The 25,430-nt window shown below is 72.2% G+C and carries 20 protein-coding genes; 13 read left to right on the top strand and 7 right to left on the bottom strand.

Annotation, left to right across the window (positions count from 1 at the left end; all coding sequences use genetic code 11):
• Window positions 1–72: 72 nt before the first annotated feature.
• From K7C98_RS18755 to K7C98_RS18740, 4 genes are all read left to right on the top strand, one after another.
• Entirely contained in the window at window positions 73–567 is a 495-nt protein-coding gene (locus K7C98_RS18755) for a YkgJ family cysteine cluster protein (RefSeq protein ID WP_224193055.1), read from the top strand.
• An 8-nt stretch (window positions 568–575) separates the two neighbouring features.
• Window positions 576–1,559 carry an ABC transporter ATP-binding protein gene (locus K7C98_RS18750; RefSeq protein WP_224193066.1) on the top strand — a complete coding sequence of 328 codons (984 nt, stop codon included), beginning with the start codon at window positions 576–578 and terminating at the stop codon, window positions 1,557–1,559.
• A 52-nt stretch (window positions 1,560–1,611) separates the two neighbouring features.
• Entirely contained in the window at window positions 1,612–2,418 is an 807-nt protein-coding gene (locus tag K7C98_RS18745; RefSeq protein ID WP_224193054.1) for an ABC transporter permease, read from the top strand.
• A 74-nt stretch (window positions 2,419–2,492) separates the two neighbouring features.
• Window positions 2,493–3,260: an ABC transporter permease gene (locus K7C98_RS18740; protein WP_224193053.1), complete on the top strand. Its 768-nt coding sequence runs from the start codon at window positions 2,493–2,495 to the stop codon at window positions 3,258–3,260.
• 129 nt (window positions 3,261–3,389) lie between these two features.
• Here the strand turns inward: K7C98_RS18740 and K7C98_RS18735 are convergent, their stop codons facing one another.
• Complete coding sequence (locus K7C98_RS18735) at window positions 3,390–4,706, bottom strand: hypothetical protein (RefSeq protein WP_224193052.1); 1,317 nt, start codon at window positions 4,704–4,706, stop codon at window positions 3,390–3,392.
• A gap of 445 nt (window positions 4,707–5,151) precedes the next feature.
• Here K7C98_RS18735 and K7C98_RS18730 point away from each other — a divergent pair, with 445 nt between their 5' ends.
• From K7C98_RS18730 to K7C98_RS18715, 4 genes are all read left to right on the top strand, one after another.
• Window positions 5,152–6,051 (top strand): tetratricopeptide repeat protein, encoded by a 900-nt coding sequence (locus K7C98_RS18730; RefSeq protein ID WP_224193051.1) that lies wholly within the window; start codon window positions 5,152–5,154, stop codon window positions 6,049–6,051.
• Window positions 6,048–7,625 carry a PQQ-binding-like beta-propeller repeat protein gene (locus tag K7C98_RS18725; protein WP_224193050.1) on the top strand — a complete coding sequence of 526 codons (1,578 nt, stop codon included), beginning with the start codon at window positions 6,048–6,050 and terminating at the stop codon, window positions 7,623–7,625. Before K7C98_RS18730 ends, K7C98_RS18725 begins: the two co-directional genes overlap by 4 nt.
• A gap of 138 nt (window positions 7,626–7,763) precedes the next feature.
• A complete protein-coding gene (locus tag K7C98_RS18720) occupies window positions 7,764–8,372 on the top strand; it encodes a flavin reductase family protein (RefSeq protein ID WP_224193049.1) in 609 nt (202 codons plus the stop codon).
• Between the two features lie 58 nt (window positions 8,373–8,430).
• Window positions 8,431–9,354 carry a hydroxymethylglutaryl-CoA lyase gene (locus tag K7C98_RS18715; RefSeq protein ID WP_224193048.1) on the top strand — a complete coding sequence of 308 codons (924 nt, stop codon included), beginning with the start codon at window positions 8,431–8,433 and terminating at the stop codon, window positions 9,352–9,354.
• 223 nt (window positions 9,355–9,577) lie between these two features.
• Here K7C98_RS18715 and K7C98_RS18710 read toward each other — a convergent pair whose 3' ends face one another.
• The gene (locus K7C98_RS18710; protein WP_224193047.1) at window positions 9,578–11,614 is read right to left on the bottom strand and encodes a hypothetical protein; all 2,037 of its coding nucleotides are present in this window, start codon (window positions 11,612–11,614) and stop codon (window positions 9,578–9,580) included.
• A 92-nt stretch (window positions 11,615–11,706) separates the two neighbouring features.
• On the opposite strand from K7C98_RS18710, the gene K7C98_RS18705 reads away from it, so the two are divergent.
• The 5 genes from K7C98_RS18705 (at window position 11,707) to K7C98_RS18685 (ending at window position 17,158) form a co-directional block, all read left to right on the top strand.
• Window positions 11,707–12,897 (top strand): cysteine desulfurase family protein, encoded by a 1,191-nt coding sequence (locus K7C98_RS18705; RefSeq protein ID WP_224193046.1) that lies wholly within the window; start codon window positions 11,707–11,709, stop codon window positions 12,895–12,897.
• Entirely contained in the window at window positions 12,894–13,973 is a 1,080-nt protein-coding gene (gene mnmA / locus K7C98_RS18700) for a tRNA 2-thiouridine(34) synthase MnmA (protein ID WP_224193045.1), read from the top strand. The genes K7C98_RS18705 and mnmA overlap by 4 nt, the downstream gene beginning before the upstream one ends.
• Window positions 13,970–14,755 (top strand): ribonuclease III family protein, encoded by a 786-nt coding sequence (locus K7C98_RS18695; protein ID WP_224193044.1) that lies wholly within the window; start codon window positions 13,970–13,972, stop codon window positions 14,753–14,755. The genes mnmA and K7C98_RS18695 overlap by 4 nt, the downstream gene beginning before the upstream one ends.
• Before the next feature lie 328 nt (window positions 14,756–15,083).
• Complete coding sequence (locus K7C98_RS18690) at window positions 15,084–16,310, top strand: ATP-grasp domain-containing protein (RefSeq protein ID WP_224193043.1); 1,227 nt, start codon at window positions 15,084–15,086, stop codon at window positions 16,308–16,310.
• Between the two features lie 407 nt (window positions 16,311–16,717).
• Window positions 16,718–17,158, top strand: a complete 441-nt coding sequence (locus K7C98_RS18685; protein ID WP_224193042.1) for a hypothetical protein — start codon at window positions 16,718–16,720, stop codon at window positions 17,156–17,158.
• A 27-nt stretch (window positions 17,159–17,185) separates the two neighbouring features.
• Here the strand turns inward: K7C98_RS18685 and K7C98_RS18680 are convergent, their stop codons facing one another.
• The 5 genes from K7C98_RS18680 to K7C98_RS18660 all read right to left on the bottom strand — a co-directional run bounded on the left by K7C98_RS18680 (window position 17,186) and on the right by K7C98_RS18660 (window position 25,066).
• Window positions 17,186–17,683 (bottom strand): hypothetical protein, encoded by a 498-nt coding sequence (locus tag K7C98_RS18680; protein ID WP_224193041.1) that lies wholly within the window; start codon window positions 17,681–17,683, stop codon window positions 17,186–17,188.
• A 50-nt stretch (window positions 17,684–17,733) separates the two neighbouring features.
• Window positions 17,734–19,257 (bottom strand): vWA domain-containing protein, encoded by a 1,524-nt coding sequence (locus K7C98_RS18675; RefSeq protein ID WP_224193040.1) that lies wholly within the window; start codon window positions 19,255–19,257, stop codon window positions 17,734–17,736.
• A 2,088-nt stretch (window positions 19,258–21,345) separates the two neighbouring features.
• The gene (locus K7C98_RS18670) at window positions 21,346–23,550 is read right to left on the bottom strand and encodes a prolyl oligopeptidase family serine peptidase (RefSeq protein WP_224193039.1); all 2,205 of its coding nucleotides are present in this window, start codon (window positions 23,548–23,550) and stop codon (window positions 21,346–21,348) included.
• Between the two features lie 80 nt (window positions 23,551–23,630).
• The gene (gluQRS, locus tag K7C98_RS18665; protein ID WP_224193038.1) at window positions 23,631–24,560 is read right to left on the bottom strand and encodes a tRNA glutamyl-Q(34) synthetase GluQRS; all 930 of its coding nucleotides are present in this window, start codon (window positions 24,558–24,560) and stop codon (window positions 23,631–23,633) included.
• Complete coding sequence (locus tag K7C98_RS18660; RefSeq protein WP_224193037.1) at window positions 24,557–25,066, bottom strand: hypothetical protein; 510 nt, start codon at window positions 25,064–25,066, stop codon at window positions 24,557–24,559. Before K7C98_RS18660 ends, gluQRS begins: the two co-directional genes overlap by 4 nt.
• Window positions 25,067–25,430: the final 364 nt, after the last annotated feature.

The raw sequence follows: 25,430 nt of genomic DNA, 5'->3' as shown, positions 1-25,430 counted from the left end.
TCCGCGAGCGGGCCGGGGGCGCGTGGCGGCGACGCTCGCGTCGCGCTCCAAGGTGCGCTACAGCCCCCGACGATGCCGCGGTCGCGCGACCCCCTCGGGCCCTTGATGAACCTGAACGTCGGCCACGTGCCCCTGGTCGCGCTCCAGCGCCTGGCCAATCGCATGCGCGTGGCGAAGATCTCGGTCACGGCGCTGACAGAGCAGAGCTCGGTGGATCCGGAATCCGGGGCCGTCACACGGGCGCTGACGCTGTGTCACAGCTGCCAGGGGACGTGTTGCACCAGCCTCCGCGTGCCGATCACCCGCTCGGACGCACGCCGCCTGGCGCGCCACGTCGGCACGACGCTCCGCGGCCTGGGCCTGTATCCGACGCAAGGTGGCGAGGACGAACCGGACGATCTGGCGGGCTACCTCACGCTCGGCGATCGGCCGTGCCGCTTCTTCTCGGCCGGCTGCACGGTGCACGTGGCCCGCCCCGACGTGTGCCGCAGCTTCGGCCTCAACGCGTGCACGAAGCTCGGCACGTTCGTGCCGCTGCGACAGGTCCAGCGCCGAGGCAAGCCATGAGCGCGCCGATGGTGCGGGTCGAGGGGCTGCGCAAGCGCTTCTCGGTGCCGCGACGCGAGGCGGGGCTGCGCGCCGCGCTGCGGGCGCTGGTGCGGCGGGAGTTCCGCGTGGTCGAGGCGGTGCAGGGGCTCGAGTTCTCGCTGGCGCCGGGCGAGCGGGTGGGCTTCCTCGGGCCCAACGGGGCCGGCAAGACGACGACGCTGAAGATGCTGGCGGGCCTCATCGTGCCGTCGGCGGGGCGCGTCGAGGTGGCCGGGTTCACGCCGAGCGACCGGCGGCCGGAGTTCCTGCGCCGCGTCAGCCTGGTGATGGGCCAGAAGCGGCAGCTCAGCTGGGACCTGCCGGCGATCGACAACTTCGAGTTCAACCGCGTGGTCTACGAGATCGAGCCGGCGCAGTACCGGCGGCGGCTCGACGAGCTGACGGCGCTGCTGGACGTGGGCGAGGTGATGCGCCGGCCGGTGCGGCAGCTCAGCCTCGGCGAGCGGATGAAGTGCGAGCTGGTGGCGGCGCTGCTGCACGGGCCGCAGGTGCTGTTCCTCGACGAGCCGACGATCGGCCTCGACGTGTCGATGCAGCTCGGGATCCGCGAGTTCATCCGCCGCTACAACGCCGAGCACGGGGCGACGGTGATCTTGACCTCGCACTACATGGAAGACGTGGCGGCGCTGTGCCCGCGGATCCTCGTGATCGACGAGGGCCGGCTGCGCTTCGACGGCAGCATCGAGGCGCTGCGGCGGCAGATCCGCCCGCTGCGCCGGGTGTCGGTGCGGGCGGCGACGCTGCCGGCCGAGCCCGCGGCGCTCGGGCGGGTCGTGCTGTGCGAGGGCTCGCGCCTGGTGCTCGACGTCGAGCCGGAGCGCGTGCCGGCGGTGGTGCAGGCGCTGGTGGCGCTGCCGGAGGCGCAGGACCTGGCGGTCCACGACGCGCCGCTCGAGGAGGTGATGCGGGCGCTGTTCGGGCGCGAGGAGGAGGCGGCCGAGGTCGGCTGAGCGATCGGGCATGCGCGAAGGAGCAGGACCAGAGGGACATGTGCGATGGAGCATGTCCCAGCGGGCAGCTCGACTCGGGCGGGTGAGCGCGGCGGTGTGGCGGATCAGCCTGGCGGAGGCGATCGCGTACCGGGTGTCGATGCTGATGTGGGTGCTGACGACGACGTTCCCGCTGGTGTCGCTGGCGCTGTGGTCGGGGCTGGCGGCGTCGGGGCCGGTCGGCGACTACGCGCGGCCGGACTTCGTGGCGTACTTCGTGGCGGCGTTCCTCATCCGCCAGTTCACGGCCAGCTGGGTGGTGTGGGAGCTGTCGGCGCAGATCCGCAGCGGGGACCTCAACACGCTGCTGATGCGGCCGATGTCGCCGATGCTGTACCACGCGATCCAGAACCTGGCCGCGCTGCCGATCCGGGTCGCGCTGGCGCTGCCGATCGGGGTCGTGGTGCTGGTGCTGGCCGGGAGCCTCGGGTGGCCGAGCCCGGGCTCGCTGGCGCTGTTCGGGCTGTCGCTGGCGCTGGCGTGGTTGCTCAACCTCGGGGTCCACGTGTGCATCGGCTGCCTGGCGTTCTGGGTCACGGAGTCGACGGCGCTGTTCGAGGTGTGGCTGGGGCTGTACCTGGTGCTGTCCGGGGCGGCGGTGCCGACCAGCCTGTACCCCGCGGGGCTGGCGGAGGTGGTGCGCGCGCTGCCGTTCCACGCGTCGCTGGGCTTCCCGGTCGAGCTGGCGATCGGGCGCGCGACCGGAGCCGCGGTGACGCAGGGGCTCGCGCTGCAGGCGCTGTGGGCGGCCGGGTTCGGCGCGCTGGGGGCGTGGCTGTGGCGCCGCGGGGTGCGGACGTACGAGGCGGTGGGGACGTGAGGGCGCTCGGGGACATGTCGGATCGGGCAGGTCCATCGCGACATGTCCCTCGCGTCCTGTTCTATGTGCGCCTGGTGGCGGCCCAGCTCGAGATGAGCACGCTGACCGCGCTGCAGTACCGGCTCGGGTTCTGGACGGAGGGGCTCCTGGGCCTGTTGTGGAGCGTGCTCGGCATCGCCCCGCTGTTCGTCGCGGTCGACCACCTCGGCGCGGTCGAGGGCTGGGGCCGCTGGGATCTGGTGGTGCTGACCGGCTGCTTCACGATGCTGTCGGGGCTGTTCACGGCGCTGCTGCAGCCGGCGCTGCGCGAGAGCATGACGCACATCCTCAAGGGGACCCTCGACTACGTGCTGCTGCGCCCGGCCGACGGGTTGCTGCTGTGCCTGACGTGCGCGTTCCGGCCGTGGCACCTGGTCGAGGTGCTCGGCGGCGCGGCGCTGGTGATCGCGGGGCTGTCGCTCGGCGCGGTGCCGGTGACGGCGACGGGGGTGCTGGCAGGGCTCGTGACCGGGGCGGCGGGCCTGATCGCGCTGTACGCGTTCGGAGTGCTGGTGCTGTGCGCGTCGTTCCGGGCGCTGCAGCTGCAGTCGCTGACGCACGTGATGGAGGCGCTGATGGACTTCGGCCGCTGGCCGGCGCAGGTGTTCCCGCCGCTGCTGCGGGCGCTGTTCACGTTCGTCATCCCGCTGCTGGTGATGACCAGCTACCCGGCGGAGGCGCTGCTGGGGCGCCTGTCCTGGGGGACAGTCGGGCAGCTGGTGGCCGTGAGCGCGACGCTGCTGACGCTGGCGCGCTGGACCTGGCTGCGGGCGATCCGCGGCTACACGTCGGCGTCGAGCTGACTGCGCGGCGGGAGCTCGGCGGTGGCGGGACCGGGGCTGCGCCTCCGACCGCGTCATCGGCCGCGCGGGCTTGCCGGCTGGCCGCTCAGGAGTCGAGGTCCCGGGCTTCGCGACATGTTGGGCGCTGCGCTAGGGAGACGGCCGAGCTGATGGAGTGGACATGTCTCGTGCGACAGGCTGTGCCGCGAGCTCGACCGCGCAGGTGAGGGCGGCGCGCCCGGGGCCGACGACGAGGGGGACGCGGATGGGCGCGTCGTCGTCGACCTCGAGCTCGAGCCACCAGTCGATGTGGAACAGGGCGCCGCGGTAGCTCGGAGGGGCCTCGGGCGCGACGAGGCGGAAGCGGCGGCGCTCGCCGGCGGCCAGGGCGACGCCGGTCTCCTCGCTCTCGCCGGCGCCGCGATACGGGTCGTCGCTGCCGTGCGCGGCGACCTGGGGCAGGCGGGACACGGAGATCCTGCGCACGACCTCCCGTCGCTCGCCAGGGTCGAGCGCGGCCCGCGACTGCCAGACGAGGCGCAGCGTGGCCCGGACAGGCGCGCTGGCCCGCTCCCAGGTGATCTCGCCGGCGATCGCGTCGCCGGGGGCGAACTCGCGGTGCCCGCCCTGGAGCGTGAGCGCGGGCTCGTGACGAGCCGGCGACGCGAGCTGCGGGGCGTCGTCGCGCGGGGGCGCGTCGCCGGCCTGGGCGCCGCGGACGAGCAAGGGGAGGGTCATGGAAAAACCTGGCCCGAAAGACAGATCGGCCGCGAACTCGAGCCGCCAGGCGATGGTGTGCGGGCCGAGGAGCAGCGTGGGGACGGCGCCGGCCGGGAGCGTGGCCACGTCGTCGGCGCCGACGCGGAGCTCGTGCACGCGCTTGACCTCGATGCGCGCGTCACGGCGGTACAGGTGCTCGGCGCGCTCCTCGGCGATCAGCACGGCGCGGGCGTCGTGGACCCGCGCGGGCGCCGACACGCGCCAGCGCACGGTGAGCGCTTGCCCGGGCCGCGGCTCGCCGGGACTGAGGTGCAGCGAGAGGTGGGTGCAGTACGACAGGGACTGGCGCACGAAGGCGGGGATCGCGAGCAGCGCGCACACCAGCAGCGGCCAGCTGCTCCACGTGAGGCCGGCGACGGCGACGCTGAACGAGGCGGTGGCGGCGACGAACCCGAGGAAGACGACGCCGAGGCCGGCGGTGCCGCGACAGGCGAGGCGCAAGCTGCCGTCCTCCTGCGGCTCGCGGCGCAGGTCGTAAGAGGAGAAGCCGATCGCCAGCGCGGCGAGCCCGATGAGGGCGAAGCCCAGCTCGAACAGGAGGCCGGCCTGCTCTGCCAGCGGGAAGCGGCCGGGGGCCTGAAACGCGGAGTAAAGCAGGCCAGGCACGCCGACGAGCACGAAGAGGATGCCGACCAGCACGAGGCCCGAGTTGTCCGGATCCTGCGCACGAATGTCGAGGTCCGCCACACGACCATCGTACCACGAGGCCGAGCGAGCGACGCCCGTTCCGGGCCCGGGCGGGGCGGGATCTGGGAGACATCGCCAGGATTCCTCGCCCACAGGATCGGTGGGCGGCGGCCCGCATCTTGTGGTCTTGAGGACATGTTCCATGGGACATGCCGAGAGCGCACCGCTCCCGTCCTGCGCATGGTTGAAACGATGATCCGACGGAGCAGCCGGGCGAGGGTCGGGAGCGGATCGCGTGCCAGGGACCGCCAGGCGGGCGGCGATCCACGGCTCCGAGGATCTGCGCAAATCGCGCGAGCGGCCTGGCCCGTGGCATGACCCGCTGAGGCGGCCGCAGGACCGGCGCGGAGCGCGGCGGCGCGGTCCAAGGTGGTCCGGCGTGGGCGCAGGGCGGGCCGCGGCGGGCCCGGTGGACAAAGCCGCGGGGGCCCGGTAGACAGCCCCGGTGAGCGAAGAAGACAAGGCGCCGGCGACCGGGCAGAACGTGCGCATGGAGCTGCCGACGTGGGACCACAGCCGCAGCAAGCGCCGTGGTGGTGACGCCGGCCCGCAGGAGGACGCTTTCGTCACCGGCGTGAAGCAAGCAGGTCGCACCGCGAGGGCTCGCGGACCGCTGGTGATCGGCGGCGTGATCGCGGTGCTGGCGGTGCTCGTCGGCATCATCGTCGTCTACAACAGCCGGCAGACGGCGTCGGCCCAGGCGACGCGCCAGCTGGCCACGGCGGCGCGCTACGAGTCGGAGGCCGAGGTCGGCGATCCGGCGCTGCTGCTCGGGGCCAACAAGGGCAAGCCGGTCGCGCCGATCGTCAAGGACGAGGCGGAGCGGACCGCGGCGGTCAACAAGGCGCTCGACGGGCTCGACGCGTCGGCGGCCGGGAGCGACGCGGCGCTGGCCGGCACGCTGGTGCGCGCCACCGGGTTGCTCCGCGCGGGCGACCCGGCCGGCGCCGAGGCGCTGTACCGCGAGTTCCTCGGCAAGGCCGGGGCAGGGCATCCGCTTATCTTCTCGGCCCGCGAGGGGCTGGCGTTCGCGCGCGAGGCCCAGAACGACCTCGACGGCGCGCTCGCGGAGCTCGAGACGCTGGCCGGGCAGAAGGGCGCGTTCTACCGCGACATGGCGCTGTGGCAGAAGGGCCGGATCCTCGAGCGTCAGGGCAAGACGGAGGCGGCGCTCGAGGTGTACCGCCAGTACATCGCCGAGTACCCGCTGCAGCAGCCGTCGATCGCCCAGAACGAGGTGCGCAAGCGGCTCGAGGAGCTCGATCCCAAGGCGCTCGCCGGCGAGCCCGCGCCCGAGTCGCCGATCCAGGTGATGGACGCCCCCCCAGGAGCACCGACCCCGTGAGCCGCCCGGTCCTCGCCTGCTGTCTTTGGGGACATGTCACCCTGGCCATGTCCTTGGGGGCATGTGCGGGCGAGGCCCGCACGGTGATGCCGCACCCGGAGCTGTCGCCCGGGGCGCGCGCGAACCTCGAGCTGGCGCGCGTGCAGCAGATCGCGCTGCACGACTACGGCGTGCTCAACCCCGACGAGTTCGCCGGGGTGGCGCCCGATCCGGGGCGACGCCTGATCTACGTCGGCACGCGCGGGGGCTCGCTGCTGGCGCTGTCGATGGAGACCGGCGAGGTCGCGTGGGAGCAGCAGTTCCCCGGGGCCATCTCGAGCGTGCCGAAGCTGTCGCCCGACGGCGAACTGATGCTGCTCGGGACCGACAACGGCGACCTGCTGGCGATCGAGCTCGAGACCCGCAAGACGCGCTGGAGCTACGCGACGCTCGGGACCGTCCGCAACGAGCCGCTCATCCGCGGGGGCACGGTGTTCGTCGTCAACTCGCGCGACCAGGTGTTCGCGCTCGAGCTGAAGACCGGCGCGTGGCGCTGGCAGTACGAGCAGCCGTACCCGACCGAGTTCACGGTCCACGGGCACGCGGGGCTTTCGTACCTCGAGGGCGAGGGCGTGGTGGCGCAGACCATCGAGCCGGCTGCGGACGCGAGCAGGATCGCGGCCGAAGTGATGCCGGGCGAGGAGGGCGAGGGCGGCGAGACCGGCGACGGCGACATCGAACCCGCCGAGGCGGTGGAGCGCGAGCCGGCGCCGTCGGGCTCGGCCGCGGCGAGTGAACCGGCGAAGTCGGGCTCGGCCGCGGGGAGTGAACCGGCGAAGTCGAGCTCGGCCGCGGCGAGTGAACCGGCGAAGTCGGGCTCGGCGGGCGCGCCGGTCGAGCCGGTGAATTCGGGCGAGGGCGGCGCGGCTCCGGCGAGCGGCGCCGCAGAGGCAGGCCCGAGCACGCCGCCGGCCGGGACAATTTTCACGGGCTTCAGCAACGGCAAGGTCGCGGCGATCGGAGCGCAGTCGGGTGAGCCGCTGTGGCTGGCGAACGCGGCGCCGCCGGCGGGCGGCGACTTCGTCGACTCCGACGGCACTCCGCTCATCCTCCTCGACCGCGGCGAGCTGGTGGTCACCGGGCAGAGCACCGGCGTGTACGGGCTGGCGCTGGCCGACGGGCTCGAGCGCTGGTATCGGCCGCTGCGCGGGGCGGGCACGGTGGTCGCGGGACCGCGCGGGCTCATGATCGTGGCCTCGGCGCTCGAAGGCGTGTTCGCGCTCGAGCACGGCGGACGCGTGCGCTGGCGGCAGCAGCTCAACCCGGGCTTCGTGCAGACGCCGCTGGTCGTCGGCGACATCGCCTTCGTGGCGCACTCCGACGACGGCCTGCTCGCCTACGACGTCGAGACCGGCGAGTACCTCGCCAACCTCAACACCGGCAGCGGGATCTCCGGTCCGCCGGTCTACGACGGCGAACTGAGGCGCTTCTACACGATGTCGAACCGCGGGATGCTGGTGGTGTTCCGCACGGTCGAGGACGACGGGCGAGGCTTCGTGCGCGGGGCGGCGGAGTCTGTCCCTTCGGTCAGGTGACCGGCGAGCGCGACGATGTGAGGGTCCAGACGGATCTGCCGCGCAAGACGGGCGCGCTTTTCTGCTAACTAGAAGAGCATCTCCGTCCACACCGAGATCCCCGCGCCGAACCTCGGCGTCGCCGAGACCTACCGGTTGATGACCGACCTGGTCGCGCCGCGGCCGATCGCGTGGGTGTCGAGCGTGAGCAGCGACGGCCGCCGCAACCTGGCGCCGTTCAGCTACTACCAGGCGGTCTGCTCGCGCCCGCCGATGGTCGTGTTCAGCGTCGCCTGGTGGCCCGACGGGCGGATGAAGGACACGCTGGCGAACGTGCTGGCGACGCGGGAGATGGTGATCAACCACGTCACCGACGCGCACGCGGCGGCGATGAACGCGACGTCGGCGGCGTTTCCGCCGGAGACCTCGGAGTGGGAGGCGTGCGGAATCGCGGCCGAGCCGGCTGCGGTCGTTGCGCCTCCTCGCGTGGCGGGTGCGCTCGCCTGTCTCGAGTGCAAGCTCGTCCACGCGCTGCCGCTGGGGGTCGGCGCCCCCGGCAAGCCTTCGACCACGCTGGTGGTGGCCGAGGTGCTGCATTTCGCCGTCGCCAGCGAACTGCTGCGGCGCGACGCGCGAGGCCGTCTGCTGCCGATCGACCCGGCTGAATTGCGGTCGATCGGTCGCCTCGGCGGGATCGCGTACACTCGCACGTCGGATCGCTTCGAGCTTTTGCGCCCCGAGGCGCCCGGGAGCAAGGCCAGTGACTGATTCGTCCGCACGACCCTCCGGAACCGACACTGTCGAACCGACGCGGCTGTTCGGGTCGATGCCGGCCGAGGTGTCGATCTACGAGGTCGGGCCGCGCGACGGGCTGCAGAACGAGGCGACGATCCTGTCGGCCGACCGCAAGATCGAGATGATCGAGGGTCTGGTCGACGCCGGCATCAAGCGCATCGAGGTGACGAGCTTCGTCAACCCGCGCTGGATCCCGGCGCTCGCCGATCACATGGAGGTCGCGACCCGGATCCGTCGCAAGCCTGGGGTCACGTACAGCGCGCTGGTGCCGAACCTGCGCGGGCTCGACGCGGCCTCGCGCGCGGGCATGCAAGAGATCGCGGTGTTCATGGCGGCGTCGCAGACGCACAACCGCAAGAACATCAACAAGACCACGGAAGAGGCGCTGGCGACCTACCGCGAGGTGGTGACCGAGGCGCGCGCGCGCGGGATGACCGTGCGCGGCTACGTCAGCACGGTCTACGGCTGCCCCTATGAGGGCGAGGTGCCGTTCGAGCAGGTGCTGCGGGTCGGCGCGAGTCTGCTCGAGATGGGCTGCTACGAGCTGAGCCTCGGCGACACGATCGGCGTCGGCACGCCGCGCCAGGTCGAGTTCATCCTCGACGGCCTGCTGCGCGCGGGCATCCGCCTCGATCAGCTGGCGGTGCACTTCCACGACACGCGCGGCACGGCGCTGGCCAACATCACGGTCGCGCTGCAGCTCGGGATCCGCACCGTCGACTCCGCCATCGGCGGGCTCGGCGGCTGCCCCTACGCGCCGGGCGCCTCGGGCAACGTGTCGACCGAGGACGTGGTGTACATGCTGCACGGGATGGGCGCGCGCACCGGCATCGACCTCGATCGCCTGGTCGCCATCAGCGCCCGCCTCGGCGGGCACCTGGCCCGCGAGCTGCCGAGCAAGTACCTGAAGGCCCACCTCGGCCACTGCGCGCGCGTCGGCAAGCCCCTCGTGTGAGCGGGCAGGTCGGGCGACCGAAGGGTTCGCTCGCGGGACGGAGCCTGTCCGTCCCGGGGCGATGCGCGCTCGCTCGATGGGACAGGTCCGAACGAATAGGTCCGATCGAACAGGTCTGAACGGATAGGTCCGAAGAGACAGGTCCGAACGGACAGGCGTCGGGCCCGGACACGGCGGGTGCGTGGCCTTCGGGACATGTCCCTCGGGCCACGCGTTCAGCGGATCACTTGCCGCGCGCCTTCTCGAGCACGATGATGCGCTCGAGCGCGGCGGCGACCTCGTGGGTCAGCTCGTGCAGGCTGCGTGGGTCGACCGGGTTGCTCGATCCCGAGGCGAACACGATCAGCGGGACCTTGTCGCGCAGGAGGACCGGGAGCACGAGGATGACGCCCTCGACGCCGCCGAGCGCCGAGAAGAACGCGGCGTCGATCGGGGTGTCGGTGCGCATCGAGCCGAAGTAGGGGGCGCGGCGCTCGATCACGCCGGAGAACACCGAGGGGCCGCCGGCGGGGATCCGGATCTGGCGCACGGCCTCGACCAGGAGGTCCTCGCCGCGCGCGTCACGGCCGCGGATCTCGCCCTTGACGTGGACGAACATGATGACCCGCGAGAAGCCCTCGGCGAGGAAATCGAGCAGCAGGTCGGTGACCTCGTCGCGCGACTTGACGGTGGCGAAGCGCGGCAGCAGACGGTGGAACGCCTCGGGCGAGAGCGGGATGATCTCGTTGGCCGCGGTGAAGCTGGGCGGGATCCAGGTCTGCGTCTTGGCGGCGTCGAAGTTGCGCTGGATCCCCGAATCGGCGGCGGAACCACCGTCGCGATCGCTGGTCTCGAGATCGTCGAGCGGGATGTCGAGGTCGTCGGACGGCCGCGCCCCGCCGGCGAGCGTGTCGGCGGCGTCGTCGTTGCCGGGCTCGGTGTGCCCGCGCGAGCTGTCGACCTCCTCGGCCGGGCGCAAGGTGGCCATGGCGCCGGAGAACACCGGGACGGTCTGCGCCGACGACGGTTTCGCCGCGTCGGGCGCCGCGGCCGGCGTCGTGCTGGCCGAAGAGACAGGTGTGGCCGGCGCGACCGCGGGCGCGGCCGCACCGCTCAGGACGCCCGAAGCGAACGCCTGGGTGGCGCTGCCGGCGGGCGGGCTGACCGAAGGGACAGGTGCAGCGACGGGCGGCTGGACGACGCTCGAGGAGGCGAACGGCTGGGTCGTGGTGCCGGCGGGCGGGCTGGCCGGAGGGACAGGTGCCCCGGGCGCGGCGGCGGGCGGCGGCTGAAGGCTCGCGGCGTTGCCGGCGGGGGCGGGGACCGCGGGAGCGACGACCGCCGCGGCGAGGCTCGCGGAGCCCTGGGTCTGGGTGACGGCGCCGGAGGGCGGGCTGACCGGAGGGACAGGTACCGTGGGCGCCGCGACAGGTGCGGCGACCACCGGCGGGCTCACGGGGGCGGCCGGCTGGGCCGGGATGCCGTACGGCGAGGGCGCGAAGGCGGCGGCCGGGAGCACGGCCGCGGGCCGCGGGGCGCCGGGCATGAGCACGGCCGAGGGCTGGAGCACGGCGGCGGGGCGGATCGCGGCGCCGCTCGGCGCCGAGGGACGGTGGCCGGTCCCCGCGGGAGCGCTGGCCGGCGCGGGCTCGACGACCGGCGGCGTGACGACCGGCGCGCCGTTGGGCGGGCCGACGCTCGGCGCGGCGATCGTCGGCGGACTCACCGTGGGGACGGTGATCACGGCGGCCGGGGCGGGGCGACTCGAGCTGGCGCTCGAGACAGGTACGGAGCCGCCCTTGCCGACCGCGGGGGCCGGCTGGGTCGCCTGCAGCGAGGGCAGGATCGGCGCGGGGATGCCGTAGTGGTGGGCGATCGCGGAGCGGATGACTCGCAGCGGAGCGACCGCGCGGACCAGGTACGCGCCGGTGTGCGCGGAGATGGCGTCGACCGCTTTCATGTCGGTCGGGTCGACCATCGCCAGGGTGAGGTTGCCGGTCTCGTCGCTCGAGATCGGCAGGACGGCGTGGCGCGCGGCCAGGTCGCCCGGGATCCGATCGAGCGCGACGCGGTCGACACCGTCGAGGATGCTGGCGCCCACCTTGGGGATCATCAGCTTGCTGTGAAGGAAACCGACGACGCTGTCTTCATCGGCGAAGCTGTGCGAAAGCAGTGCTTCGACGAAGGAGAGCTTGCGCTCGGCGCTCGTGGCCTGTACCGCGGCTAACTGCTCGTCGGAGAGCAGGCCCGCTCTCACCATCATGGTCCCGAGGAGACTCACGCGCTGTGATGATTCAACGCCGGAGCCCGTCGCGTCAACAAGCCGGCGTAAACGGGCCGCACGCGCCGGGCCTCGTGCTATAGCCGCCGTGGGTGCGCTACCTCGACCACAACGCCACGACACCCCTCGATGCCCGGGTGCGGGACGCTGTTATCGCCGCCTTGGCCGATCCCCTCCTTCAGGGGAACCCGGCCAGCGTACACAGCACCGGGCAGCGCGCCCGGGCCGTCGTCGAGCAGGCGCGCCGGGCGGTCGCTCGGGCGCTCGGCGCCGAGGCGCTCGAGGTCACGTTCACGTCCGGGGGCACCGAGGCCGACAACCTGGCGCTGCTCGGGGCGGCGCGGGCGCTGCGGGCCGCCGGACGCCCCGCAGGGGTGCTGACCTCGCCGCTCGAGCACCCGGCGGTGCTGGCCGCGGCGCGTCGCCTGACCCGGGAAGGCCATCCGCTGGCGCTGGTCGCGGTCGACGCCGCCGGACGGATCGAGGCCGACGCGCTGCGCGCCGCCCTCCGGGAGAACCCGGAGACCGGAGTTGTCTCGCTCGCTGCCGCAAATCACGTGCTCGGCAACGCCTACGACATCCCCTCGCTGGTCCGCGTCGTGCGCGAACTCGCGCCGCACGCGCTGTTCCACTGCGACGCGGTCCAGGCGTTCGGCAAGCTGCCGCTCGACTTTCACGCCTGGGATCTCGACCTGCTCAGCGTCAGCAGCCACAAGATCTACGGCCCGAAGGGGGCTGGCGCGCTGGTCCACCGCCGCCGGCTGGCGCTCGACCCGCTGCTCCTCGGCGGCCAGCAAGAGCGCGGGCGCCGGGCCGGCACCGAACCGGTCGCCACCATCGCCGGCTTCGGCCTCGCGGCTCAGCTGGCCGCGACCGAGCTGGCGGCGCGCCACACCCACGTGGCCGCGCTCGCCGACCGGTTGCGAGCTGGCCTTTCGAACATGTCCGACGTGACAGTCCACGGCGACCGCGAGCGCCGGGTCGGCAACACCGTCAGCGCCGGCTTCCACGGCTGCGACGCGCAGCTACTGGCGATGAACCTCGACCTCGCCGGGATCGCGGTGTCGTACGGCGCGGCCTGCAGCTCGGGCACGCCGGAGCCGTCGCCGGTGCTGCTGGCGCTCGGGCTGGCGCCGGCCGCGGCCCGCTCGGCGCTGCGGATCTCGTTCGGGGTCGGCAACACGGAGGACGACGTCGACGCGCTGCTGGCCGCGCTGCCCGAGGCGATCGCGCGCGTCCGCGGCGCCGAGGGCGGCGGCGACTGGCGCGAGGTGACGCCGTGAGGATCGTCTGCGCCATGTCCGGCGGGGTCGACTCGTCGGTGGCGGCGGCGCTGCTGGTCGAGCAAGGCCACGAGGTGGTCGGCCTGACGATGCGCCTCTACGACGCCAGCGGCCACGAACGCCAGGGCCGCGGCGGCTCGTGCTGCTCGCCGGCGGAGATCGATCAGGCGCGCGACGTGTGTGCGCTGCTCGGGATCTCGCACTACACGGTCGACGAGCAGGAGCGCTTCTCGACCCACGTGATCGACGACTTCGCCCGCGAGTACGCCGGCGGCCGCACGCCCAACCCGTGCGTCCGCTGCAACGAGCACGTGAAGTTCGGCCCGCTGGTGGCCCGCGCCCGCGCGCTCGGGGCCGAGGCGCTGGCGACCGGCCACTACGCGCGCCTGGAGGGCGGGGCGCTGCTGCGGGCGGTCGACGAGGCGAAGGACCAGAGCTACTTCCTGTTCGCGGTGCCGCCGGCGCTGCTGGCGGGGGTCCGGTTTCCTCTCGGGACATGGCACAAGGAACATGTCCGGGAGCGCGCCCGCGCGCTCGGGCTACCGAGCGCCGACACGCCCGACAGCCAGGAGCTTTGCTTCGTCGGCGGGCGCGATCACGGTGAGGTGGTCGAGGCGCGCGCGGCGGCGCTGGGCCTCGACGCCGGCGAGCTGGCGCCCGGCGAGGTCGTCGACGCCGAGGGGCGAGTGCTCGGCGCGCACGCGGGGATCCATCGCGTGACGATCGGCCAGCGCCGCGGGCTGCGGATCCCGGGCTCGTCGCCTCGCTACGTGCTGCGCGTGATCCCGGAGCGCCGCCAGGTGGTGGTCGGCGACGCAGGATCGTTGCAGACGCACGCGCTGGTGCTCGACGATTTCCGCCGCCTGGCGCCGCTCGGCGAGCGCGAGGCGCTGCGCGCGTCGGTGCAGATCCGCCACCGCGGCAAGCCGGCGCCGGCGGAGCTCGAGCTCGACGGCGGCCGCGCGCGCGTCCGCTTCGTCGAGCCGGTCCAGGCGGCCGCGCCGGGGCAGGCGGCCGTGGTGTACGACGGCGACCGGGTGCTCGGCGGCGGCTGGATCGCGGAGGCGAGCGGATGACGGAGTTGTTGGAAGATCTGCCGGATCGCCGCGGCTCGCCGACCTGGCCCGACAACGAAGCCCGCCTGATGCCGCTGCAGGAGCGCCTCGGCTACGCGTTCGCCCGCCCGGCGCTGCTGCGCGTGGCGCTGACGCATCCGACGTGGGTCAACGAGCACCCCCGCGCCGGCTGGCCGAGCAACGCGTGCCTCGAGTTCTTCGGCGACTCGGTGCTGGCCTTGCTGGCGACCGAGGCGCTGTGGCGCCGCTTCCCCGACCTGCCCGAGGGCGTGCTCACGCGCCTGCGCGCGAGCATGGTGTCCGCGCCGGCGCTGGCCGAGGCGGCCCGCAACGTCGAGCTCGGGCCGGTGCTGTGGGTGGCGCACCGGCAGGCCGAGCTGCGCGAGCACGACGGCTCGCTGGCCGACGCCGCCGAGGCGGTGCTCGGCGCGGCGTTCCTCGACGCGCGCGGAGCCGGGCGCGATCCGCTGGCGACCGCGGGTGCCGTGTTCCTGGCGCTGCTGGGGCCGCGCCTCGCCGGCCTGCGCCCCGACGACGGCAAGCCGGCCAAGGCTCGCCTGCAGGAGTGGGCCCAGGCGCGCTGGCGCCGGCCGCCGATCTACGTGCCCCTCGGCGACCGACCGCCGCACGAGCGCTCGCACTGGCGAGTGCGGGCGGAGGTCGCATGTCCCGACGGCCTGATCGTGACGCTGGCCGAGGGCGAGGGCCCGAACCTGCGCGCGGCCGAGTCGGCGGCGGCCGAGGCGGCGCTCGAGCGGATCGATCGCGGCGAGCTGGGCTGAGGCTGTTCGCAGGGACATGTCCATGAGGCCATGGCTGTATGGGCATGTTTGCGAGGACAGGTCATTGCTCCCGGTCGCGCGATTTACTTGTCCGTGAGGACATGGGTCGAGCGGGGTGAACCCGTAACGCCCGGGCTTGGAAGCGACGATGCGGGCCGCGGATCGCTCCGCCGGGCTGGCCGATCGGCGTCGGCGCCGGCTGGCGAGGCTGTCCCCCCGGGCATGTCAGGGCGCACCCCGGCCGTCGTCTGCGGGCGCAGGATCGCCGGGGCGCGCCGGGGATCCGCGTCGCCGGGTGACGGCGGATCTGGCATGATCGCGGCCGCGCATGCCCGTCCACGTCCTCTACGTCGCCCCGTACTACAGCGCCAACATCCTGCAGTGCCTCGACGCGCTGGCGTCGCTGGCCGATGTCCGGATCGGCCTCATCACCCACGAGCCCGAGTCGACCCTGCCGGAGCGCTACCGCGGCCGCGTCGTCGGGCACTACCAGGTCCGCGACTGCCTGGACGCGGAGCAGCTGGTCGCCGCCGGCAAGGCGTTCCAGGCCGGTTGGGGCCGCGTCGATCGCCTGATCGGGTTCCTCGAGCAGATGCAGATCCCGCTGGCGGTGGCCCGCGACAAGCTCGGGATCCCGGGGATGACGGAGACGATCGCCCGCAACTTCCGCGAGAAGAACCGCATGAAGGCGAAGCTGCGCGAGGCGGGGCTGCCGGTGGCCAGGCAGGCGCTCATCGGCTCGGCCGAGGACGCGCGCAAGTTCGTCCGCGAGGTCGGCTACCCGATCGTGCTCAAGCCCCCGGCCGGGCTCGGCTCGCGCGCGACGGTCCGCGCCGCCGACGACGAGTCGCTGGCGGCGGCGCTGGCCGACCTGTTCGTGACGCCGTCGAACCCGGCGCAGGCCGAGGAGTTCGTGCGCGGCGAGGAGCACACGTTCGAGACGATCACGATCGACGGCAAGCCGGTGTGGCACTCGTCGAGCTACTACCTCCCGGGCCCGCTGTCGGTGCTCGAGAACCCGTGGATCCAGTACTGCGTGCTGCTGCCCCGCGAGCAGCTGCAGCCGCACGCGCAGACGTTCCGGGCCCTCAACATCCGCGCGCTGCAGGCCCTCGGCGTCGGCACGGCGCTGACCCACATGGAGTGGTTCCTGCGCGCCGACGGCTCGATGGTGATCAGCGAGGTGGCCGCGCGCCCGCCCGGCGTGCACCTGATGCCGATGATGGGCCTGTGTCACGGGGTCGACATGTGGCAGAAGTGGGCCGAGCTGATGGTGTTCGACCGCTTCGAGGCGCCGCCGCGCCAGTTCGCCGCCGGGGCGGCGTTCTTCCGCGGACAGGGCCCGGGCCAGGTGGTCCGCGCGGTCGAGGGCCTGGCCGAGGCCCAGGAGCGCGCCGGAACGTGGGTGGTCGACCGCAAGCTGCCGCAGATCGGCCAGCCGCGCGCGTCCGGCTACGAGGGCGAGGGCTACGCGATCGTCAAGGGCGAGACGACCGAAGAGGTGGTCACGGCCCTGCGCGGGCTGATCAGCTCGGTGCGCGTGATCCTCGGCTGAAGCGCTCGGCGGCGGCCTGTCTGAAAGGACAGGCCGATCCTCGTGTGTCCGAACGGACAGGTGCAGAGACACGAGGGGGTGTCTGAAGGACAGGGGACCGGGCGGCGTTCTTGTGGCCGATGAGCCCCACCACGTCGGTCCTCGCGCGATCGGTCGATCGGCGGGCGGACAGAAGAAATTCGCGCGGTCGCAATTTTTCTCCCGTCGTCGGCGACTCCAGGTCCGGAGACACGATGATGGCCGCGACTTCGAAGACCTGGACGAGCAATGACGCGTGCGAGCGACTGGCGCCGTCGACCGCGGTGGGCACGGAGACGCGGCGTCGGGCCGCCGGCCCAATGCGGGGAAAGTGCTCTGACCGAAGGGACAGGCGCCGACGCGGGTGGCGCGACCTGGTGTGCGCGGTCGTGCTCGGCGCGTTGCTGCCCGAGGTCGCCGCGGCCGCGCCCCTCGCTCCGGCGAACGAGCTCGGCGATCCGATGGCCGGACCGGCGACGATGATGCCGACGCCCACGCTCGCGCCGGCGTCGACCGACGAGATCTATCAGAAGTGGTCGGCCAAGCGCCGCAAGCTGCAGATCCAGACGGGCGTGTCGGCGGGGCTGGCGGTCGCGCTGCTGGGCACCGGGCTGCTGGCGCTGTTCGCCCCGTCGGTGTGCCGCGACCCCGACCCGGATTTCGGCTGCGGCGAGGGCTACGGCCGGTTCTTCACGGCGATGACGGTGCTCCCGGCGTCGGTGGTGACGACGATCCCGGCGATCGTGTTCGGCGTGCGACTGCACCGCCACCAGAAGCAGCGACAGGTCGCGCTTCAAGCAGGCCCGGGCGGCTTCGTCCTGCGCTTCTGAGGCCCGCGGCGCTCGCCGCCGAACCGCTCACTCCTGGCCGGCCCAGCGCTCGAGGAAGATGGTCCGCGCGGCCTCCATCTCCGGGGAGACGGGCTTCTCCGAGGGGAAGCCGGTGACGAGCAACCAGCGGCCGGTGAAGGCGGAGGCGGTGTAGTAGGGCGGCTCGCCGGGCAGGAGCAGGCGCGGGTCCTGCAGCGCGGCGAACATGGCGCTCTGGTCGGCGAACTCGAACACGAGCAACCACACCTGCGGGCTGGTGGCCGTGAACAGCCGGTGGCTCTGCACGCCCCGCGCCTTCAGGTCGGCCTCGACCAGCGGCGTGGGTAGCTCGAGCGGCACGACCGGGTTGTGGTCGAAGCGCAGGCGCGACAGCGGGAACCCTTCGAGCGCGCCGCCGTCGGCGGCAGCAGGCGGAGGTGTCTTTGCGGACATGTCCGAAGAGGATTGCGCCTCGCCGGCGCCGGTGCAGGCGAGCGGCGCCGAAAACGCCAGGAGGAGGTTGATGATCGCGGCGCGCGACGACACCCGCGCAGGGTAGCGCCGCGCGCCCCGCAGGGCAAACGCGGCAGCGCAGCTCACGGGCCGTCGATGCGGTCGAGGAGGTTGTTGCGCGGCCCGCTCGAGACGACGGACGCACGCGACGGCGCAGGCGTGGTCGGCAAGCCGCTGACGCGATCGACGCTCGGGCTCGCCAAGGCCGGCTCGCCGGCGTGTCCGGACAGCCTGGCGAGGGTCCGCTCGAGGGCGAACACGAGCGTGCGCTCCTCGGCGAGATCGGGGTCGCGATCCTGGCGGTAGAGCGAGGCGAGGGCGTGCACGAGCTGATAGGCGCCCTCCTGGTCGTTCTTCTCGTGGTGCAGGGCGGCCGCCCTGGCGAGGGTGGTGGCCTGATCGACGAGCCGCGCGCCGCGCACGAGCCCGACGCTGGCGCTGGCACCTGGCTTGTAGACCAGGTCGACCGCAGAGCTGCGCGGCTTGCCGGCCGCGACCTCGGTGTAGGCCAGGCTGATCTGACCGAGCGGCCGATCGACGACCTGCTTCGGCGTGGGCAGGTTGCGATCGGCAGGCCCGAAGCCGACGAAGATGGCCCCCTTCTTGCGGCTGAGGAAGATGGTCTCGACGCTGAGCCGGATCGCTCCGCCCGGCGCCCACTCGATCGCCTTGCCGGGGATCCCGTACACGCCGGCGATCTTGAGGCCGGCGGCCGGCTTCACCTCGAGCTTCAAGTCGTGGGCGAGCTCGGTGACCATGGTGTCGAACTCCTCGCGGAAGACCCGGGTCATGCGCGCGGCGTCAGGGAAGAAGAACAGGTTGCCGCCCCGCACGCTGCTGATCGCCGTGGCAAGCTCGGCACCGAACTGCACGCCGACGCCGACAGTGGTCAGGCCGATGCCGCCGTGCGAGGCGTCCCGCGCCATGCCCATGAAGCTCTGCTTGTCGGTGGCGCCGACGTTGGGCCGCTCGTCGGTGAACAACATGACGCGGGTGGTGCCCTTGAAACCCTTGCCGCTGCGCTGCGCGAGCTCATACCCGACCCGCAAGCCCTCCTCCATGGCCGTCGAACCCGCGCTCTCGATGCCGGCGATCTGTGCGGCGATCGCCCGCTTGTCCCGGGCCGACGTGGGCGCCAAATGGACGTGCGCGCGGTCGCCGTAGAGGACGATCGAGAGCTGATCGTCAGGCCCGAGCTGATCGAGGACCCGATAGAGACTCTCGCGCACGAGATCGAGCGGCTGGCCCGACATCGATCCGGACTTGTCGATGACGGCGACGAGGTTGAGCGGCGACCGCTTGAAGGTCCGCGGATCGAGGCCGGAGCTGAAGCCGAGCTGGGCGAGGTACTGCACGTCGGGCTGGGCGAGCAAGGCGGCTCCGGTGGCCTCCCCGACGGTACAGAGGAGCTGATCGCAGGTGCGCCCGGCCGCGAGCGGCAGATCGTGCTCGCTGAACAAACCCTCGGGCGTGAACGTGTTGGGGTGCGGGATCTCGCCGGCGTTGGCGCGATCGCGGAAATACTGGATGTCCTGCGCACCACCAGGGGTGGCTCCCATGGCAGGAGCCGGAGCCATCATGTCGGCGGAGAAGTCGTAGACCTTCATCCTCGTGGGCTCCCTGCGCTCGCGCTCCTTGTCGGGGGCGGCCTCGGCTGTGACAGCGAAAAGAGCGAGCGCGGCGAGACAGGCGAACGAACGCAGACGGATGGGCATGGTGGCCTCGGCGACAACGTGCGGCCGCTGACGAGGATCTACGGCGCGGAGAAGTCGCGGGGGCTGGTCGTGCGAGGGCGATCGAGTCGGAGCGCGGGGCTGGTGGGGCGAGGGCGATCGAGTCGGAGAAGTCGCGGGGGCCGGTGGTGCGAGGAGGATCGAGTCGGAGAAGTCGCGGGGGCTGGTGGTGCGAGGAGGATCGAGTCGGAGAAGTCGCGGGGGCCGGTGGTGCGAGGAGGATCGAGTCGGAGAAGTCGCGGGGGCTGGTGGTGCGAGGAGGATCGAGTCGGAGAAGTCGCGGGGGCTGGTGGTGCGAGGAGGATCGAGTCGGAGAAGTCGCGGGGGCTGGTGGTGCGAGGAGGATCGAGTCGGAGAAGTCGCGGGGCCGTGTGGTGTGGGGGGTCGGCGACCGGGGGGCACAGGTCCCTCGCTTTCGGCGGGCACCCCCCCAAGGCACGTGCTCGGCGCTGCACCTCCGAATCCCGTAGCCCATGATGCGACGGCGCTCGCTATGAACCCGGATTGTGCGCCTCCGCGCGAGCCTTGGGCTCCGCCCCGCCGGCGTCCCATGCCCCCCGCTCGCCTTGAGAAAGTTTGGGCGGCCCCGCTCGTCGTCGTGCGTCGATGCTCGCGTCGTGTCCAGATGCCCCGCTCGTCGCCGGGCGTCGATGCTCGCGTCGTGCCCAGGTGCCCCGCTCGCCGCCGTGCGTCGATGCTCGCGTCGTGTCCAGATGCCCCGCTCGTCGCCGTGCGTCGATGCTCGCGTCGTGTCGAGGTGCCCCGCTCGTCGCCCTCTCCATCGACTTGAACCCGGCCGTTGCACGAAGGACATGAATGCGTGATGCGGAAGCCGGCCGTAGCACGACAGACCGGTTGACATGCGGCCAGCAAACATCGAGCGCGGCGCGGAGAATCGGTGACGAGCGGACACCCGGAATGACGCGACGAATCACAATCGGCAACCACGCGGTGAACATCGACCGGCGACGAGCGAACGTCGGGTATGGCGCGACGATCCTCAACGGGCGACGAGCGAGCGTCGGGTACCAACCGGTGAACATCGACCGGCGACGAGCGGGGTCGGCACCGCGCGATGATCCGCAGCTGGCGATGAGCGGGCGTCGGGTACCACGCGGTGATCATCGACCGGCGACGAGCGGGGTCGGCACCGCGCGATGATCCTCAACCCCGGCAACGAGCGGGCGTTAGGCATCTCGCTATGAACATCAACCGGCGACGAGCGGGGCCGCCAATCCTTCTCAAGGCGAGCGGGGGGCATGGGACGCCGGCGGGGCGGAGCCCAAGGCTCGCGCGGAGGCGCACAGCCCCGGTTCGTCGTAGTTGTCGCCGCCCTGCAGGCAATTGTGGTTCGTAAGGAACGGCGCCGAGCACGTGCCTTGGGGGGGTGCCCGCCGAAAGCGAGGGACCCATGCCCCCCGCTCGCCGCCCCCCCACACCCCACGGCCCCGCGACTTCTCCGACTCGACGTTCTTCGCGTCGAGACGCCCGCGACTTCTTCGGCTCGACGTTCTTCGCATGAGACGCCCGCGACTTCTCCGACTCGACGTTCTTCGCGTCGAGACGCCCGCGACTTCTTCGGCTCGACGTTCGTCGCATCGAGACGCCCGCGACTTCTTCGGCCCGACGTTCGTCGCATGAGACGCCCGCGACTTCTTCGGCTCGACGCTCGTCGCATGGAAACGCCCGCGACTCCTCGATCTCGACGCTCGTCGCATGGAAACGCCCGCGACTCATCCGTCTCGAAGCTCGTCGCATGAGACGCCCGCGTCTTCTTCGGCTCGACGCTCGTCGCATGAGACGCCCGCGACTTCTTCGGCTTGACGCTCATCCCGAAACGCATCGCATGAGATGCGCGCGATTCGACGGGTCGAAGCGTCGCGTGGCGGATCACGCGAGGTGCATCGACTCGCGGTCGAGGCGCCGCGACATCGCAGCGCGGCGCCTCGAGAGGTCGGCTGTCTAAAGGGACATGCCGAGGTTGTGGACGACGAAGCCCCAGAGGTCGGTCCACTCCTCGATCTGCTTGCTGGTCGGCTTGCCGGCGCCGTGGCCGGCGCGGACGTCGATGCGGATCAGCGTGGGCCTGTCGCCGGCCTGGGCGGCCTGCAGGGCGGCGGCGAACTTGTAGCTGTGGCCGGGGACGACGCGGTCGTCGTGATCGGCGGTGTAGACGAGGGTGGCGGGGTACTTGGTGCCGGACTTGAGGTTGTGCAGCGGCGAGTAGGCGTGCAGCGCCTTGAACTGCTCGGCGTCGTCGGACGAGCCGTAGTCGGAGACCCAGGCCCAGCCGATCGTGAACTTGTGGAAGCGCAGCATGTCCATGACGCCGACGCCGGGCAGGGCGACGGCGAACAGGTCGGGGCGCTGGGTCATGGCGGCGCCGACGAGCAGGCCGCCGTTGCTGCGGCCGCCGATGGCGAGCTTGCTCGGCGACGTGACCTTCTCGGCGACGAGGTACTCGGCCGCGCCGATGAAGTCGTCGAAGACGTTCTGCTTGTGCAGCTTGGTGCCGGCCTCGTGCCACGCCTCGCCGTACTCGCCGCCGCCGCGCAGGTTGGCGACCGCGAGCACGCCGCCGAGCTCGAGCCACATCAGATCGGGGACCGAGAAGTTCGGCGTGATGGCCACGTTGAAGCCGCCGTAGCCGTAGAGGTAGGTCGGGTTCTGGCCGTTCTTCTCGAGGCCCTTCTTGTGGGTGAGGAACATCGGCACCTTGGTGCCGTCCTTGCTGGTGTAGAAGACCTGCGTGGTCTCGTACTTGGCAGGATCGAAGGCGACCTTGGGCTGGCGGAAGATCTCGCTCTGGCCGGTCTTGAGGTCGTAGCGGAAGATGGTGGTCGGCCAGGTGTAGCTGGTGAAGGCGTAGAAGGTCTCGGTGTCCTTGGCGCGCCCGCCGAAGCCGCCGGCGGTGCCGAGGCCCGGCAAGGCGATGTCGCGCTCGAGCTTGCCGCCCTGATCGAACACGCGGACCTCGCTGCGCGCGTCCTTGAGGTAGGAGGCGATCAGCTTGCCGCCGACGTGGCTGACGCTGCGCAGGGTCTCGGCCGCCTCGGGGATCACGACCTTCCAGGTCGCCGGATCGGAGGCGTCCTTCTTGGCGACGTCGATGGCGACGACCTTGCCGCGCGCGGCGCCCTGGGTGGTCTGGATGTAGAGGGTGCTGCCGCTGCTGCCGACGAAGTTGTACTCGGCGTCGAACTTGTTCAGCAGCTCGACGACCGGCTTCTTGCCGACGCCGCCCGAGAGGTCGTGGACGAACAGGGCGTTCTTGTCGGCCGAGCCCTCCCACACGCGGATGACGAGCCAGCGGCCGTCGTCGCTGACCTCGCCGCCGAAGCCCCACTGCGGGTGATCCTTGCGCTCGTAGACGAGGACGTCCTTGTCCTGCGGGGTGCCGACCTTGTGGTAGTAGAGCTTCTGGAACTCGTTCTTCTGCTTGAGCGCCTCGCCGTCCTGGGGCTCGTCGTAGCGGCTGTAGAAGAAGCCCTTGTTATCCTTGGTCCAGGCGGCGCCGCTGAACTTGATCCACTTGAGGTGATCGTCGAGGTCCTTGCCGGTCGCGATCTCGCGGACGCGGTACTCCTGCCAGTCGGAGCCGGCGGCGGCGAGGCCGTAGGCCATGTACTTGCCGTTCTGGCTGATCGCGGTGCCGGTCAGCGCGACGGTGCCGTCCTGCGAGAGGGTGTTGGGATCGATGAGGACGCGCGGCTCGGCTGTGAGGCTGTCGGCGACGTAGAGGACGCTCTGGTTCTGCAGGCCGTCGTTGCGCGAGTAGAAGTACTTGCCGCCCTCCTTGAAGGGGACGCCGTAGCGCTCGTAGTTCCACAGCTCGGTGAGGCGGGCCCGGATCCCGTCGCGCTGCTTGATCCCGCCGAGGACGCCGAAGGTGAGCTTGTTCTGCGCGTCGACCCAGGCGCGCGTCTCGTCGGTGTCGAGCTCCTCGAGCCAGCGGTAGGGGTCGCCCACCTGCGTGCCGTGGTAGGTGTCGACGGTGTCGGCCTTGCGCGTGGACGGATAGTCGTAGGCGGAATTGGCGGCGACGACGTCGCTGCCGGTCCCGCCGGGCGCGGTCTCGGTGGGCCCGGTGGTGGAGGCGGCGGGCTTGCAGGCGACGAGGGCGAGGGCGGCGGTGAGGCACGCGAGGGGCGAGAGGCGACGGGGCATCGGCTGGAACTCCGGAGGATTGGGGTTTTATCGACCCGCGCGAGCCCGGACAAGGCTTCGCAAGGGCGACGTAGGGCGACTCACAGGCCGCCGAGATCGAGCGGCCGCGAGGTCAGACGCGCGAGCGGATCGGCGGGCGAAACGGCGGTCAGGAGCTCGCTCGGCCGCAATTCGCGGACGTCCGGGGGCACCAGGCCCACGCTGCGGGCGAGCGCCGCGACGACGCGCGCGGGCGAGGCGCCGGCCTCACGCAAGGCGCCGAGGTCGGGGGCCCCGTCGCGCTTGCTGAGCTTGGCGCCGCCGGCACCCAGGATCAGCGGGACGTGAGCGAAACGCGGGACAGGAACGGCGGGGTAGAGCGCGCGCAGGAGGTGGAGCTGCCGCGGCGTGCTGTCGAGCAGGTCGGCGCCGCGGACGATGTCGGTGATCGCCATGTCGGCGTCGTCGACGACGACGGCGAGCTGGTAGGCCCAGGCCCCGTCGCCGCGGCGCAGCACGAAGTCGCCGACGTCGCGGGCGATGTCCTGGTGATGCTCGCCGCACAACCGATCGACGAAGCCGACCCGGCCCGGCGGGACGCGCCAGCGGAGCGCCGGCGCGCGGCCGGGGCGCGTCTGTCCGTTGCGACATGTCCCCGGGTACACTGGCTCTCCGGTCATGCTGGTGACCGGCAGGGCGCGCAGCTCGCGACGCGTGCAGGTGCACGGGTAGGCGTCGAGGCGCGCGAGGGCGGCGGCGTAGCGGTCGCCGCGCTCGGACTGGCGGTAGGGGCCGAAGGCGCCGCCGACGTCGGGACCCTCGTCCCAGTCGAGCCCGAGCCAGCGCAGATCGAGGAGCAGCTGCGCCTCGTACTCGGGACGAGCGCGCGTGAAGTCGACGTCCTCGATGCGCATGACGAAGACGCCGCCGCGGGCCCGCGCGTCGAGCCAGGCGAGCAGGGCGGTGCGAGCGTTGCCGAGGTGCAGCGGACCGGTGGGGCTGGGAGCGTATCGGCCGCGGACCCCGCTCATGTGCGAGGAAGATACGCCGCGGGGATCGGGCAGTCCTCGCGCTCGTCGGTCCAGAGGATCGTGAGGATCCACCAGCGCCGGCCGTCGTGCCGCAGCTGGACGCTGTTGATCCCGCGGTAGAGCAGGTGGTCGGCGCCGCCGTCGTCGGTGCGGCTCTCGTAGGTGGTGAAGACGTGGGCGATCCCGGCGAACACCTCGGTGCGCCGGAACAGCTCGCGCTCGGCGAAGCCGCGCAGGCCCTGCTCGTTGATCCGCGTCTGCACGCGCTCGACGAACTCGGGGACGCTCATGTCGTCGATGTTGTTGGCGTGGACCTTGATCAGGCGGCCGTGCGGGACGCACAGGCTGGCCAGACGGTCGGCGTCAGGCCCCCGACCCTCGGTGAAGGAGACGGCGGCGTACATGGCGCGAATGATGGCGTCGATCGAGTTGACGTCGTCGGCGAGGGCTGGTGGATGGCTCGGCCAGGGGCCGGAGCCGCCGGCGAGGACAGCCGCGACGGACATGGAGGCGGAGGACGTGGACGAACTCGGGCCCGGATCGACAGGCATACCCTTCCACTATACCTGGGCAAGCTCGCGCGCAAAGGGGCCCCGAGGCCACGCTGCGGCGAAGGGGCACAGATGGGCCTTTCGAAGCCCGCCCGGCGTGGAACCGTGAGCGTACGGAGTTCACGCGGCGCGAGCGGGTCGCGGGCTCGCGCCCCCGCGGCTGGCGTGCGCGCGCAGCGACCGTGCGCGCGAGGACGCCGATCGGTGCGATGCGTCACGGGCGCAGCGCGCGATGTCACGTTCGATCGAGCATGTGCGGAGAGGCAGGTCCGATCGGGCATGTCCGATCGGGCATGTCTGAGGAGACGTCGGAGGGCTC

The organism is Nannocystis pusilla (genome assembly GCF_020073745.1).
GTDB lineage: Bacteria > Myxococcota_A > Polyangia > Nannocystales > Nannocystaceae > Nannocystis > Nannocystis radixulma.
Note: the sequence above shows the minus strand (reverse complement) of the source record. Positions and strands in the feature narration are given on the sequence as shown.